The organism is Geobacter sp. (assembly GCA_009684525.1).
GTDB lineage: Bacteria > Desulfobacterota > Desulfuromonadia > Geobacterales > DSM-12255 > Geoanaerobacter.
The window spans coordinates 492336-505838 of the sequence record WKKR01000003.1; the positions used below are offsets into that span (position 1 = coordinate 492336).

Annotated in this window: 11 protein-coding genes and 1 pseudogene; 7 read left to right on the forward strand and 5 right to left on the reverse strand. The window is 65.2% G+C overall.

Annotation, left to right across the window (positions count from 1 at the left end; all coding sequences use genetic code 11):
* The first annotated feature begins 10 nt into the window (after positions 1-10).
* Entirely contained in the window at positions 11-853 is an 843-nt protein-coding gene (locus GJT30_13220) for a dehydrogenase (GenBank protein MSM40570.1), read from the forward strand.
* Positions 651-1355: an NTP transferase domain-containing protein gene (locus GJT30_13225; protein ID MSM40571.1), complete on the forward strand. Its 705-nt coding sequence runs from the start codon at positions 651-653 to the stop codon at positions 1353-1355. Before GJT30_13220 ends, GJT30_13225 begins: the two co-directional genes overlap by 203 nt.
* On the opposite strand, the gene aroF is transcribed toward GJT30_13225, so the two are convergent.
* From aroF to def, 5 genes and pseudogenes are all read right to left on the reverse strand, one after another.
* On the reverse strand, positions 1356-2375 hold the full coding sequence (gene aroF / locus GJT30_13230; GenBank protein MSM40572.1) for a 3-deoxy-7-phosphoheptulonate synthase: 1020 nt from the start codon (positions 2373-2375) through the stop codon (positions 1356-1358).
* Between the two features lie 372 nt (positions 2376-2747).
* A pseudogene (locus tag GJT30_13235) lies at positions 2748-3692 on the reverse strand (polysaccharide deacetylase).
* Between the two features lie 4 nt (positions 3693-3696).
* Positions 3697-4416 carry a DUF116 domain-containing protein gene (locus GJT30_13240; protein MSM40573.1) on the reverse strand — a complete coding sequence of 240 codons (720 nt, stop codon included), beginning with the start codon at positions 4414-4416 and terminating at the stop codon, positions 3697-3699.
* A 53-nt stretch (positions 4417-4469) separates the two neighbouring features.
* Positions 4470-5420 (reverse strand): methionyl-tRNA formyltransferase, encoded by a 951-nt coding sequence (locus GJT30_13245; protein ID MSM40574.1) that lies wholly within the window; start codon positions 5418-5420, stop codon positions 4470-4472.
* Complete coding sequence (gene def, locus GJT30_13250) at positions 5420-5935, reverse strand: peptide deformylase (protein ID MSM40575.1); 516 nt, start codon at positions 5933-5935, stop codon at positions 5420-5422. Before def ends, GJT30_13245 begins: the two co-directional genes overlap by 1 nt.
* A gap of 171 nt (positions 5936-6106) precedes the next feature.
* On the opposite strand from def, the gene GJT30_13255 reads away from it, so the two are divergent.
* From GJT30_13255 to pabB, 5 genes are all read left to right on the forward strand, one after another.
* Positions 6107-6739 (forward strand): TetR family transcriptional regulator, encoded by a 633-nt coding sequence (locus GJT30_13255; GenBank protein MSM40576.1) that lies wholly within the window; start codon positions 6107-6109, stop codon positions 6737-6739.
* A complete protein-coding gene (locus tag GJT30_13260; protein MSM40577.1) occupies positions 6733-7902 on the forward strand; it encodes an efflux RND transporter periplasmic adaptor subunit in 1170 nt (389 codons plus the stop codon). The genes GJT30_13255 and GJT30_13260 overlap by 7 nt, the downstream gene beginning before the upstream one ends.
* A gap of 46 nt (positions 7903-7948) precedes the next feature.
* Positions 7949-8386 (forward strand): EamA-like transporter family protein, encoded by a 438-nt coding sequence (locus GJT30_13265; protein ID MSM40578.1) that lies wholly within the window; start codon positions 7949-7951, stop codon positions 8384-8386.
* 212 nt (positions 8387-8598) lie between these two features.
* The gene (locus GJT30_13270) at positions 8599-11697 is read left to right on the forward strand and encodes an MMPL family transporter (protein MSM40579.1); all 3099 of its coding nucleotides are present in this window, start codon (positions 8599-8601) and stop codon (positions 11695-11697) included.
* A complete protein-coding gene (gene pabB, locus GJT30_13275) occupies positions 11690-13501 on the forward strand; it encodes an aminodeoxychorismate synthase component I (GenBank protein MSM40580.1) in 1812 nt (603 codons plus the stop codon). The genes GJT30_13270 and pabB overlap by 8 nt, the downstream gene beginning before the upstream one ends.
* Positions 13502-13503 lie beyond the last annotated feature (2 nt).

Here is a 13503-nt window from a genome sequence, read left to right on the forward strand (position 1 = left end):
CAATGAGACAATGGAGGTGCTGGAAGAGGTGCTGCGGCTGCAGCGGGGAGGCGAGGCGTGCGTGCTGGCCACGGTGATCGCCAGCCGGGGGTCGTCGCCGCGCAAGGCAGGGGCGCGGATGGTTATCCGGAGCGACGGCACCGGCATCGGTTCGGTGGGGGGCGGGATGCTGGAGCAGGCCGTGATCGCGGCCGGGCTGCAGGCCCTGGCAAGCGGCGCAGCTCCCCACAGCGTAAGCTTCACCCTGGACGAATCATTCGGCCATGCCTGCGGCGGCGAACAGACGGTCTACCTGGAACCGCTGGGGGCGACCCCGCGGCTTCTGGTCTGCGGCGCCGGCCATGTCGGCCAGGCGCTCACCACCCTTGCCGCCTTTGCCGGCTACCGGGTCTGTGTCGTCGACGACCGGCCCGGCTTCGTAACGGCCGAGCGGCTCCCCGAGGCTGCCGAGCGTCTGGGCGGCGACTACGGGGCGACCATCGGCCGAATCCCCCTTGCCGAGGCCGACTGCGTGGTCATTGCCACCCCTTCCTATGCCGGCGACCTGGCGGCCGTCCGTGCGGCCCTGGCAACACCGGCCCGGTTCATCGGCATCATCGGCAGCCGCCGCAAGCGGGAGACCATGATGGGGGACCTGGCCGGTGCCGGCTATGGTGCGGAAGAGCTCGGCCGGCTCGTCATGCCGGTCGGACTCGCCATCGGCGGCGATTCCCCGCGGGAGATCGCCGTCAGCATCGTGGCACAGCTCATCGAGAGGAGGTACCGCCCCCATGCCGCAGATCGCCGCGCTTCTGCCAGCAGCAGGTCGCTCGGAGCGGATGGGGCAGTGCAAGCTGCTCCTGCCCCTTCCTGACCGGCCGGTCATTGTCCGCTGCCTGGAAACGGTGCTGGCAGCCGGCATCGCCGAGGTCGTGGTGGTCCTGGCTCCGCCGCACGGAACGGCCATCCACGAGGTGGTCGCCCGTTTCCCGATCACTGTCGCCTGGAACTGCCAGCCCGACAGCGACATGGCAGCCTCGCTGCGGGTCGGCCTGGAGCATCTCACCGGTGACGTAACCGGCGTCCTGGTCTTTCTCCCCGACACCCCGCTGGTTCATCCCGCAACCTGCCGCATGCTCATGGATGCCCACTCGGCGGAACCCGGCCGTATCCTCGTGCCGGTGCACGCCGGACGGCGGGGCCATCCGGTGCTGGTTCCGCGGGGTATCATCGATCAACTCCGCAACTATCCGACCCTGCGCGACCTGATGCAGATGCATCAGGACCGGATCACCCTCTGCCCCACCGGGGACGCCGGCATCCTCCATGACCTGGATACGCCGGCAGACTATCTCCAGGCCAAAACCCTCTGCTGATCAGAGGGTCCGGTCGCACGCCTCTGCCACCCGCTTCAACTGCTCCATCAGAAGCGCGAACTTCTTCGGCTTGAGCGATTGCGGGCCGTCGCTGGAGGCCCGTTCCGGATCGGGATGGACCTCGACGATGATGCCGTCCGCGCCTGCTGCCACGGCTGCCATGGACATGGGGGCGACATAGTGGTAATTGCCGGTGCCGTGCGACGGATCGGCGATCACCGGCAGGTGGGTCTTGCTCCGGAGCACCGGAATGGCCGACAGGTCGAGGGTGTTGCGGGTGGCGGTCTCGAAGGTGCGGATGCCGCGCTCGCAGAGGATCACGGCCTGGTTCCCTTCGGCCAGCACATACTCGGCACTCATGAGGAATTCCTGGATGGTCATGGACATGCCGCGCTTCAGGAGGATCGGCCGCCTGGTCTGTCCCACTTTCTTGAGCAGGGCGAAGTTCTGGGAGTTACGGGCGCCAATCTGCAGGATGTCGGCGTACTCGGCCACCAGGTCCACGGTCTCCGGGTTGATCACCTCGGTGACGATGGGGAGCCCGGTCAGATCGCGGGCCTTGGCCAAAAGTTTCAGCCCCTCTTCCTCCAGCCCCTGGAAGGAGTAGGGGGAGGTGCGGGGCTTGAAGGCGCCGCCCCGGAGCACATGGGCGCCGGCTGCCTTTACCGCCTTGGCCGATTCGATGATCTGCTCTTCGCTTTCCACCGAGCAGGGGCCGGCCATGACGATGATCTCCGGGCCGCCGATGGCGACGTTATCGGAGATGCGGATGATGCTCCGTTCCTTCTTTACTTCGGCGGATGCGAGCTTGTAGGGCTGGAGGATCGGCACCACGCTCTCCACGCCGTGCATCGATTCGAGGGTCTGAAGCACCAGCTTGCCCCGTTCGTCGCCAACGGCGCCGATGACGTCCCTGGTGGTGCCGTGGATGACATGGGGCTTGTACCCCAACTCCTTGATCCGCTTCAGCACCTCGTCCCTGTCCTTTTTGACCGCACCTGCCTTCATGACGATAATCATTTTCTTCTTCTCCCTTCCATGGAATGCCAAAGGCCGGAGGAGTCCCTCCGGCCTTGGCATTTCCGCAACGGAAACGAAAAAAGCCGGGGGAGACTCGTGTCTGCCCTCGGCTTTGGTTGCGTGGTTCTATTTACAGTTCCTCGCTACACCCATCCCCGGGCAGACGGCCTAAACCAGAAGCCGTACCAAAAGGAAAACCCGGAAAAAAAGGAATAGCTGGCAGTGAACATGGCGCTATCTTGTCCCAGTGAAAAACGGATGTCAAGGGTTTTTCTGCACCAGGGGTGGTGCCGGGGTCGGTTCCGCCGGAAGGGAAGCCGGTCGGCCAGGGGGCTCGACAGGGCTCTTGCGAGGCTCTATGAGCGCCTCTGCGAGCGGGATGAGGCGTACGGGGTGCGTGCCGGTGATGAGCGGCATGAGCCTGGTGATCCCCGACGGCTCGTTGCCGTTGCCATGCACCAGGATGATGCTGCCGGGACGGGGGATTTCCCCCTTGGCGAGCCAGGCGTCGGCTCCCAGCGGGATGAGCGACAGCCGGCGCAAAAGGGCGACCAGTCTCTCGTTGCCGACCAGGCCGGGAAAACGGAAGAACGGCGAGGGGGCCAGACCCTGCTCCAGCATCTTCACCTCATTGGCCAGCACCTCGTGCTGCTGGTCGGTGCCGGGGGTGAGGAGGAAGTTTTGGGCCAGGGGGAGGGCAGGGTCGTAGCGGTGGGTGAGGGAGTGGTTGACCCAGGTGATGGCGAGAAGCCCCTGGCGCTCCTGCTCCTTCAGCCAGTTGATCTCTTCGGGATGGCTGGCGAGCCAGGCCCCGGTGATAGCGATGGCCACCGGTATCGGCCTGCCGCTGGCGCGGGCCAGGTCGGCCAATGCCCGGAACATCCCGGTTTCCATGGGGCGACGGGAGGGGCAGAGATCCACGGTCAGGATCTTTCCTTCGACCTGCCGGAGGGCATGGGTGATGCCGTGGTTCTGCAGGCTGACCGGGGGGGTGGCGGTGCGCTGCAAGAGTGCGGTGAACAGAGAGGCGGCAAGCTTTTGCGCCGCATCGGCCGGGGCTGGACCGGTAGCTGCCACTGGCTCCAGGGTGGTGGCAAGGGTGGCCGGATTCACCAGCAGGTAGTGGGGGATGCCGTCGCAAAGGCAGGCGCGGATGGCGAGCCGCAGCGCGCCGCGAGCGTCGCTGCAGGGGACGGAGACCGGTCGGTAGTCGGAGATGGTGGCGGCATGCAACAGGTTTGGGAAAAAAAGGAGGAGGGCCGCAAGGAGGATGAGGGGGGTGTTCCGCAGGCGGAAAGGACCCGTAGGGAATGCCATCGGTCTAATGGCCGACCAGCACCGAGGCGATGGCGGCATCGATCTTTTCCACGTCGACCCTGGTATTGAAGCAGGGGCCGTAGGGGCGGTCGTTGAGGATGCCGATGACCGGCAGCGGGTAGCAGTCCTTGATCCCGGAGGTGAGGTCACGCTCGCAGGCCACGGCCACCACCAGCTTTGGCCGCTTTTCGATGATCACCTTGCGGGCCAGGGTGCCGCCGGTTGCCACGGAGATGTCGACCCGGTATTTCTGGGCGATATCCGCCAGCCCCTTGATGTCGCAGCGGCCGCAGCGGACGCACTTGTTGATGTCGCCGGTGACCTTGATCTCGCAGTCGAAGAGCTGCAGGCAGTGGGGCAGGAGGATCAGTATCCGGTCGGCCGGCACCAGCAGCCGCTGGGAGGAGACCAGGCTGTTGTTCATGGCGACGAACGACTGCCTGATGGTGTCCTTGGGGATGCCGAACAGCTTCCCTATGGTCTCGATCACTGGCAGGAGGAACTTGATCACCACCAGCCGCATGAAGCGGGTGAAGAGGATATCCTTGCCCAGGGCCGTGGTCAGGACCAGGAGGGCGGTCCCCAGCACGGCCAGGAGCGAGAGGGTACCGAAGATCAGGCCGACGATGCGGGGGAGATCGGGGTGGAAATTCGCCAGACCCTTGGTGGGAACCCACCAGAGCAGGTAGATGATCCCGATCAGGAGGATGCAGGTAAATCCCATCAGGGCCACGAAGAGGCGCTTGCGGGGCGGCTGCGGAGTCGATCCGTTACTGCTCAACGGTTTTCGTCCCTTTCGCCGAGGATCGTGCCGGGGGCCAGCCGGACACCGGAGAGGAAGTCTGCCGCACCGAGGCGCTTCTTCCCTTCGAGCTGGAGCTCTTCGATCAGCAGGCTGCCCGCTTCGCAGGCGACTTCAAGACCGGTGCGGTCCGCGCGGATGATGGTGCCGGGCGTTCCGCTCCCTTTACCGGTCCGGGCGCGCCAGATCTTCAGGACCTTCCCTTCGAGATGGGTGTAGGCGCCGGGCCAGGGGGCCATGCCGCGCACCTGGTTGCGGATCGCGGCCGCATCGCGGTCCCAGGCGATGAGCCCGTCCTCCTTCTTCAGCATGGAGGCGTAGCAGGTCTGGCTGTCGTCCTGTTTCTCCGGCACCAGGCGGCCTGCCACCAGCAGGTCAAGGGTCTCGGCCAGGGCCTCGGCCCCGAGGAGGGAGAGCCGGTCGTGGAGCGACTGGGCGTCTTCGTCCGGGTCGATGGGGGTTACCTTTTTCAGCAGCATGTCGCCGGTATCGAGCCCCACATCCATCTGCATGGTGGTGATGCCGGTCTCGCTCTCACCGTTGACGATGCACCAGTTGATGGGAGCGGCGCCACGATAGCGGGGGAGCAGCGAGGCGTGCACGTTGATGCAGCCCAGGCGCGGCACCTCCAGCAGGCTCTTGGGGAGGATCTGGCCGAAGGCGATCACCACGATCAGGTCGGGGGCAAAGGCGCGGACCTGTTCCACCGCCTCGGGGAGCCGCACCTTGACCGGCTGGAAGACCGGGATACCGTGCTTCTCCGCCAGGACCTTCACCGGCGGGGGGAGGGTCTGCTGGCCCCGTCCCTTGGGGCGGTCGGGCTGGGTCACCACGCCGACGACCCGCTCGCCCCGGTCGATGAGGGTCTGCAGGGTCGGGCAGGCGAATTCGGGGGTTCCCATGAAGACGATGCGCAGGCCGGTCATCAGGGGCGCTCCTGCGGGTCTTCCATCTGGCGGCGGTAGCGTTTCTTGAAGATTTCCCGCTTGAGGGGGGAGATGTGATCGATGAAGAGGATGCCGTCCAGGTGGTCGATCTCGTGCTGGAAAGCGATGGCCAGGAGCTCGTCCGCCTTCCAGGTAACCTCTTCTCCCTCCAGGTTGAGCCCCTTGACGATCACCCGGGCGTGGCGGCGGACATTGGCGGCATAGCGGGGGACCGAGAGGCACCCCTCTTCCTCGTAGGCCTCTCCGTCGGCATAGACAATGACCGGGTTGATGGCGACGATCAGTTCGGGCGGCTCGTCCTTGCCGGCCACGTCGATGACGATCACCCGCTGGTGCACGCCGATCTGGGGTGCGGCCAGGCCGACGCCCGGCGCGGCGTACATGGTCTCTGCCATGTCCCGGACGAGTTCGCGTACTTTATCGTTGATAACGGTCACCGGCTGCGATTTCTTCTTCAGCTCCGGATCGGGATAGGTGAGTATTGTTCGTACCATCGGTTGCTCGGCTCCCTTTCTAATTTTCCCACTATAACCAATTTGTCGAGAAAAATGCAAATCCTTCCTGACCGTATGGATACTCACCGATCCGGAAACAGGACTTGACAACAGACGGTCAGTGGTTGTACTTACCGGTAGGTAGGTATCGTCGGCGGATGGGGTAGGGACATGACAGAAGAGCAGTCAGCAGGAACCCAGGGGAATACCCTGGCCCGTCAGCGTTTGCTGGAGTCGGCTCTCCGGCTCTTTACCGCAAAGGGGTATGCCACCACCACGGTCAGGGAGATCGTTGCCGCGGCCGGGGTGAGCAAGCCGGTCCTCTATTACTACTTCGGCAGCAAGGAGGGGATCTACCTGGAGCTGATGCAGGAGCCCCTTTCGCGGTTCGAGGCCATGCTGATGGAGATGTTCCAGGAAACGGGGAAGGCCCGCGACCGGGTCATCACCCTGCTGGACCGGATCTTTCAACTGGTGCTGACGGAGGTCGGCGTTACCCGGCTCATGTACGCCATGTATTTCGGCCCTCCCCAGGGGGCGCCCTATTTCGACTTTGAGGCGTACCACGAAAAGATTGTGGAGAACGTGCGGTTCCTGGTGGTGCAAGGGATTGCCGACGGGGAGTTCCGGCCCGGCAATCCGGACGACATGGCGTGGGCGCTGATCGGCGCCTTTACCGTGGCCATGGAAGAGCAGTTGTGCGACCGGCCGCCGCGGCTCGACCGGCAGGGGCTGCTCAGGATACTCGACCTGATCATGGCGGGATTCGAGCCGCAGCGGAACAAGGAGACGGGAAGATGCTGAGGAAATGGGGAGTTTTCTCGCTGGCGATGGTGCTTTTGGCCGGGATCTGGGGGTGTGGCAAAAGCGGCGAGGCAAAGGTGAAGACGGACGCGGCCGCCGTCAAGCCGCCGGTCGCGGTGGAGGTCGCCCGGGCTGCCCCGCAACGGCTCGTCGAGGGGATCGAGGTGACCGGCAACCTGGAACCGAAGTTCAAGGCCGATGTGAAGACGCAGATTCCGGGGCTGATCAGTCAGGTCTACGTTACCGAGTGGGTCCGGGTCAGGCGGGGGCAGCCGTTGGTGCGGATCGACGTTGCCGAGAGTGAAGCCTTGGTGAAACGCTCCGAAGCGGCAATCGAGTCGGCCAGGGCCGGGCTTGCCCAGGCCCAGGTTGTGGCGAGCCGCGCTGAACGGGAGCTGGCAAGGGCGCTCAAGCTGAAGGAGTCGGGGCTTGCCACCCAGCAGGCAGTGGACGATGCCCGCACCGAGTCGGATGCCGCCAGGGCAAAGATCGAAGCGGCCCGTGCCCAGATCAGGGTTGCCGAAGAGGAGATGCGCCAGGCCCGTGCCCGTCGGGCCAAGGGGCTGGTGACCGCTCCCATGGATGGCGTCGTGGCGCAGCGTAGCGTCAACGTCGGCGACCTGGCCAGCGATGCGGCGGCAGCCAGCCCGATCTTCAGGATCGTCGACAACCGCCTGCTCAACCTGACCGTGACCGTTTCGTCGGCTGACTCGGCCAGGGTCAAGGTCGGGCAGCCGCTGGAGTTCACGGTCGACGCCCTGCCCGGCACCACGTTCAGCGGCAGGGTCATGTACGTGAACCCGTCGCTCAACCAGGCGGATCGCTCGCTCCAGGTGATCGCCGAGGTGAAGAACGTTCCCGAGACGCTGAAAGGGGGGCTGTTCGCCCAGGGGCGGATCATCACCGGCGAGCGCCGGGAGGTGGTGCAGGTTCCGCGGCAGGCGCTTGCCGGCTGGGACACCATGGCGAAGAAGGCCTCGCTCTTTGTCGTTGAAAACGGGGTGGGGAAAAGCAGGTCCGTTGCCACCGGTCTGGTGAACGGCGACCTGGTGGAGATCGCCGGCGGACTCAAGGCAGGCGAGACCTATGTGCTGCGGGGGGGCTTCAACCTGAAGGACGGCGACCGGGTGGCCGTGGCCGGGCCTGCAGCGGGCGGGAAGTGAGACCTTTGGCGCAGCGAGTCTGCGCGATTTCGGGGAGGGAACCGGTATGAGCAACCTGATGCTCATGGTGCTGATGTTCTGCGGTGGCCTGGCCGTTGCGGTGCAGCCTTCGATCAATGGCAGGCTGGCGCAGAAGGTCGGGACCTTCGAGAGTTCGTTCATCTCTTTTGCCGTTGGTACCCTGGCGCTTCTGGCAGTGGTGCTGATCGCCGGCAAGGGGTCGCTGCGAGGGATCGGCGCGGCTTCCTGGTGGGAGCTGACCGGCGGGTTCATGGGGGCGTTTTTCGTGACCATGACCATTGTTGCGGTCCCCCGGATCGGCACTGCCGCGGCCATGGCCTCGGTGATCGCCGCCCAGCTCACTACCGGGCTCCTGCTGGACCACTACGGCCTGTTCGGCTTCCGGCAGATCCCGATGGACGGCAAGCGGGCCTTCGGCGTGGTCCTGCTCATGGCCGGCGCCGCACTGGTCTATCGCCGCTAGCCAGGTCGTCCAAAAACAGCCATCTCGCCGCCGTCCTCGAAAGCCGCCTTGTGCGGCGTGGCGCTGCCACGCCTCCGCAGGGCTTTCTGCGGGTGCGACGATCTGACTATTTTTGAACAACCTGGGTTATTAGCTACGCTGAAACTTCGTTTTCAACAAACTGTTCGGCTGTTGGGAACGCCTGACACTCTCTGAAACGAGGCACTCACTCCATGATCCTCTCGGATGTATCCATAAAACGGCCGATCTTTGCCACGGTGCTGATGCTGGCGCTCGTGACCCTCGGGATCTTTTCCTACAAGCGGCTTGCCGTGGAGATGTTCCCCAACGTGGAATTCCCGCTGATCTCGGTGGTGACCACCTTTTCCGGCGCCAGCCCGGAGACGGTGGAGCGGGAGGTGTCGAAGCGGATCGAGGACTCGGTGAACCAGATCGCCGGGGTGAAGCATGTCTTTTCCACCTCCCGCGAGGGGGTCTCCACGGTCATGATCCAGTTCCAGCTGGAACAGAGGGTCAATGACTGCGCCCAGGAGGTGCGGGCAAAGATCGGGTCGATCCGCGGCAACCTCCCCGAGGGGATCGACGAGCCGATCATCCAGAAACTCGATTTCAATGCCGCGCCGGTCGCCGCGCTGGCGGTGCAGTCCAGCTCCCTCTCGCCGCGCGAGCTGACGACCCTGGTGGAGAAGCGGATCAAGAAGCGCTTCGAGAGCGTTGCCGGGGTCGGCAAGGTGGACATGGTCGGCGGCCAGAAGCGGGAGATCAATGTGGACCTCGACCCGGTGCGGCTGGACAGCCTGGGGCTCGGCGCCAACGACGTGGTGGGGGGTATCAGGTCGGAAAACACCAATACCCCGCTGGGGCGATTGACCAGGGGGACGGCCGAATATCCGCTCCGGATCGACGGCAAGCCGGACCACGCCGAAGGGTATCGCCGGATGGTCATTGCCCAGCGCGAAGGGCGCCCCCTGACCCTCGGCGAGGTGGCCCTGGTGACCGATGGGGTGGAGGAGAAGCGGAAACTGGCCCTGGTGAACGGCAAGCCCGCCATCGGCCTCGACGTCTACAAGCAATCGGGCGGTAACGAGGTCGAGCTGGTGGATGCGGTGAAAAAGACCATGGCAAAGGTGCAGCAGGAGCTGCCGCCAGGCGTTTCCCTCTCCATGGTCCGCGACGGCACCATCATGACCCGGGAGTCGCTGGCCGACGTGGAGGAGACGCTGATCATCGGCGGCATCCTGACAGTGCTGATCGTCTTTTGCTTCATCAACTCCTGGCGCTCCACGGTCATCACCGGGGTGACGCTTCCCATCTCGGTCATCTCCGCCTTTATCGTCATGAACGCCATGGGGATGACCCTCAACGTCATGACCCTGATGGCGCTGTCGCTCTCCATCGGCATGCTGATCGACGATGCCATCGTGGTCCGGGAGAACATCGTCCGCCACCTGGAGATGGGGAAGGACCACCTGGAGGCGTCCCGCTTCGGCACCTCGGAGATCGGCCTGGCGGTCTTTGCCACTTCCCTGTCGATCATCGCCGTGTTCGTCCCGGTTGCCTACATGAAGGGGATCGTCGGCCGCTTCTTCTACCAGTTCGGCATCAGCGTCGCCTTTGCGGTGCTGGTCTCACTCTTTGTCTCCTTCACCCTCGACCCGATGCTGTCGTCGCGCTGGCACGACCCGTCCATCCACCTGCAGGGGAAACGGAAGGGGATCGCCCGTTGGCTGGAGCGGTTCAACGAACGGTTCGAGGCGATCGCGGACAGGTACCGCGGCGCCATCGGCTGGGCGCTCGACCACCGCAAGACGGTCATGCTCTCTGCCCTGGCGGCGTTTATCGGCGGGATCGTCATCTTCGGCACCCTGGAATCCTCCTTCATGTCCAAGGAGGACAAGGGGGAGTTCCAGGTCTCGTTCAAGACCGCGCCCGACGCCTCCATGGCCGAGACCGAGGACCGGTTGCAGACCATCCTGGCTTCCCTGAAGGATATCCCCGAGATCGACCATACCTATGCCACCATCGGCGCCGGCGACAGCGGCACCGTGCGCGACGGGCTCGTCTACCTGAAGCTGACGGAGCGCGCAGAGCGGCAGCGCAACCAGTTTGTGCTGCAGCGGGAGGTGCGGCAACGGCTGCAGAAGATTGCCGGCATCACCTTTTCCATCGAGGAGGTGGGGCAGATCGGCGGGGCGCAGAAGCCGCTCAACGTCAACCTGAAGGGTGACGATCTCGCCACGCTCAAACAGCTCGGCCTCCGGCTGAAGGAGGAGCTCTACAAGGTGCCGGGGATCGTCGATCTGGCGGTGACCCTGGAGCACGATATCCCGGAATACCGGCTCAAGGTCGACCGGGAAAAGGCGCTCTCCGCCGGGGTTTCGACCAACGACATCGTGGGCGCCCTCGGCCGACTGGTGGGGGGGGAGGCGATCAGCACCTACGAGGACGAGGACGGCGATGCCGTGGATGTGCGGGTGCGGCTTCCCGAGGCGCTGCGACGCAATCCCGCCCAGGTGAGCGACCTGAAGGTCTCGGTCTCCGACGGCAACGGCGGGGTGAAGCTGGTTTCCCTGGCCAGCCTGGTTACGACGAGCGTTGCGACCTCACCCACCGAGATCAACCGGCGCGACCTGGCCCGCCAGGTCACGGTGACCGCCAACCTGGACGACCTGCCGATCGGCACCGCAGTCAAGCATGTGGAGGCCGCCTCCAAGCGAATCGCCATGCCCCCAGGCTATTCTGTCAATCTCTCCGGCGAGGCCGAGGACATGGCCGAGTCGTTCGGCTACATGGCAGAATCGCTCCTCTTGGCGGTGATCTTCGTCTACCTGATCCTGGCGGCCCAGTTCGAGTCCTTCTTCGAGCCGCTGGCGATCATGCTGTCGCTCCCCCTCTCCATCGTCGGCATGGCAGGGATGCTCAAACTGACCGGCGACACGGTCAACATCATGTCGCTCATCGGCCTGATCATGCTGATGGGGCTGGTCACCAAGAACGCCATCCTGCTGGTGGATTATGCCAAGGTCCTGCAGCGGCGCGACGGCATGCAGCGGCGCGAGGCGGTGATCCTGGCCGGCAGGACGCGGCTCCGGCCGATCGTCATGACGACCCTGGCGATGATCTTCGGCATGATGCCGCTCTTTCTCGGCATCGGCGCCGGCGGGGAGGGGCGGGCGCCCATGGCGCGGGCCGTGGTCGGCGGACTGCTCACCTCGACCTTTCTCACCCTGCTGGTGGTACCGGTGATGTACACCTCTATGGACGATTTCGGCGCCTGGCTGAAGAGGAAATGGCGGAGGGAGCATGCCTGACCGTTCTCCCGTCGTCCTGCTGGACTCCTCGGTTGGCGGCTCGTTCGGCGCTTCCTGGCGGTTTGAAGGCTACCTGGGCACCCTGCAGGCCTGGGTGCCCGATGAAGTCCCGGGCGTCATCGCCGCCGCGGAGCGGGCTTCCCGCCGGGGGATGTATGCCGTGGGGTTCGTGGCCTACGAGGCAGCGTCAGCCTTCAATCCGGACCTGCCTGCGGTCCCACCGGCAGAAGGGTTGCCGCTTGCCTGGTTCGTACTCTACCGTGAGCGGAGAGCCGTATCGCCGGGGGAGGGGCTGCCAGGCGTGGCGCCGGACGTATCGGCTCTGGTGCCGCTGCTCGCCAGGCGCGACTATGGCGCTTCCGTCGGGAGGATCAGGGACTACATCGCTGCCGGCGACTGCTACCAGGTCAATTACACCTTTCCGCTGGCCAGCTCGTTCCGGGGGGAGCCGCTGGCGCTCTACGGCCGGATTCTCCGGGCACAGCAGGCCTCCTTTTGTGCCTATCTGGACCTGGGTTCCCAGGTGATCGTTTCGGCCTCGCCGGAACTCTTCTGTGCCGTCAAAGATGGGCAGATTACCGCCTGCCCCATGAAGGGGACTGCTCCACGCGGCCGCTGGCCGGCCGAAGACCGGGAGATTGCCGCCCGGCTCAGGGAAGATCCCAAGGAGCGGGCGGAAAACCTGATGATCGTCGACCTGCTCCGCAACGACCTGGGGGTGGTTGCTAAAACCGGGACGGTGCAGGTCGAATCGCTGTTCGACGTGGAGGCCTATCCCACGCTTCATCAGCTTACCTCGCGCATCACGGCCCGGCTTCGGCCCGGCATCGGGCTGGTGGAGATCTTCGAGGCGCTCTTCCCCTGCGGCTCGATCACCGGCGCCCCGAAGCGGCGGAGCATGCAGATCATCGCCGAGCTGGAGCGGGAGCCGCGCGGGGTCTACTGTGGCGCCATCGGCGTCGTCTCCCCCGGTGGCGAAGCCGTTTTCAGCGTGGCGATCCGCACCCTGGTGCTGGACAGGAAGAGCGGCCGGGTCAGGCTGGGGGTGGGGAGCGGCATCACCTGGGATGCCTCGCCGGATGCCGAATACGCCGAGTGCCTGCTCAAGGCCGGCTTTCTCCGTCGGGATACGGACGATTTCCGGCTCATCGAAACGCTCCGGCTGGAGGACGGCAGGTATGCACTGCTCGACCGGCATCTGCAGCGTCTTGCCGAGTCGGCCGCCTATTTCCGCTTCCCGTGCACCATCGAACAGGTCCGTATGCTTCTTGAGACCCATGCCGAAAGACACCGGGAGACCTGCAAGGTGCGTCTCCTTCTCGACCGGGACGGCACGGTCACGCTTTCGTCCGAGCCCCTGGCGGACGAGCCGGAGCGGATGCTGACGGTGGCGCTGGCCAGGGAGCGGTCGGATTCGGGCGACCCGTTCCGCTATCACAAGACCACCCGCCGCGACCTGTTCGAACGGGCCATGAGCGACCACCCCGGCTGCGACGAGGTGCTGTTTTGCAACGAGCGGGGGGAGCTGACCGAAGGGACCTACCACACAATCGTGCTCCGGATCGACGGCGAGCTGCTGACCCCCCCTCTTGCCTGTGGCCTGCTGGCGGGGACCCAGCGCCAGGAGCTCCTGGCGCTGGGAGAGGTCAGGGAGCGGCTGCTCCATGAAGACGACCTCTGGCGGGCCGATGAGATCTGGCTGGTCAACTCGGTGCGGGGCTGGCGCCGCGGCAGGGTGCAGCCGCAGCCACCCTGGTGCGCCGGGGCGGGAAACACCACAAATCCGGAAGGAGTGAGTGCATGATC

Coding starts and splice junctions, on each gene's coding strand:
- GJT30_13220 (MSM40570.1), top strand. CDS start 11: ATGGAGGTGCTGGAAGAGGTGCTGCGGCTGCAGCGGGGAGGCGAGGCG.
- GJT30_13225 (MSM40571.1), top strand. CDS start 651: ATGGTGCGGAAGAGCTCGGCCGGCTCGTCATGCCGGTCGGACTCGCCA.
- aroF (MSM40572.1), bottom strand. CDS start 2,375: ATGATTATCGTCATGAAGGCAGGTGCGGTCAAAAAGGACAGGGACGAG.
- GJT30_13240 (MSM40573.1), bottom strand. CDS start 4,416: ATGGGATTTACCTGCATCCTCCTGATCGGGATCATCTACCTGCTCTGG.
- GJT30_13245 (MSM40574.1), bottom strand. CDS start 5,420: ATGACCGGCCTGCGCATCGTCTTCATGGGAACCCCCGAATTCGCCTGC.
- def (MSM40575.1), bottom strand. CDS start 5,935: ATGGTACGAACAATACTCACCTATCCCGATCCGGAGCTGAAGAAGAAA.
- GJT30_13255 (MSM40576.1), top strand. CDS start 6,107: ATGACAGAAGAGCAGTCAGCAGGAACCCAGGGGAATACCCTGGCCCGT.
- GJT30_13260 (MSM40577.1), top strand. CDS start 6,733: ATGCTGAGGAAATGGGGAGTTTTCTCGCTGGCGATGGTGCTTTTGGCC.
- GJT30_13265 (MSM40578.1), top strand. CDS start 7,949: ATGAGCAACCTGATGCTCATGGTGCTGATGTTCTGCGGTGGCCTGGCC.
- GJT30_13270 (MSM40579.1), top strand. CDS start 8,599: ATGATCCTCTCGGATGTATCCATAAAACGGCCGATCTTTGCCACGGTG.
- pabB (MSM40580.1), top strand. CDS start 11,690: ATGCCTGACCGTTCTCCCGTCGTCCTGCTGGACTCCTCGGTTGGCGGC.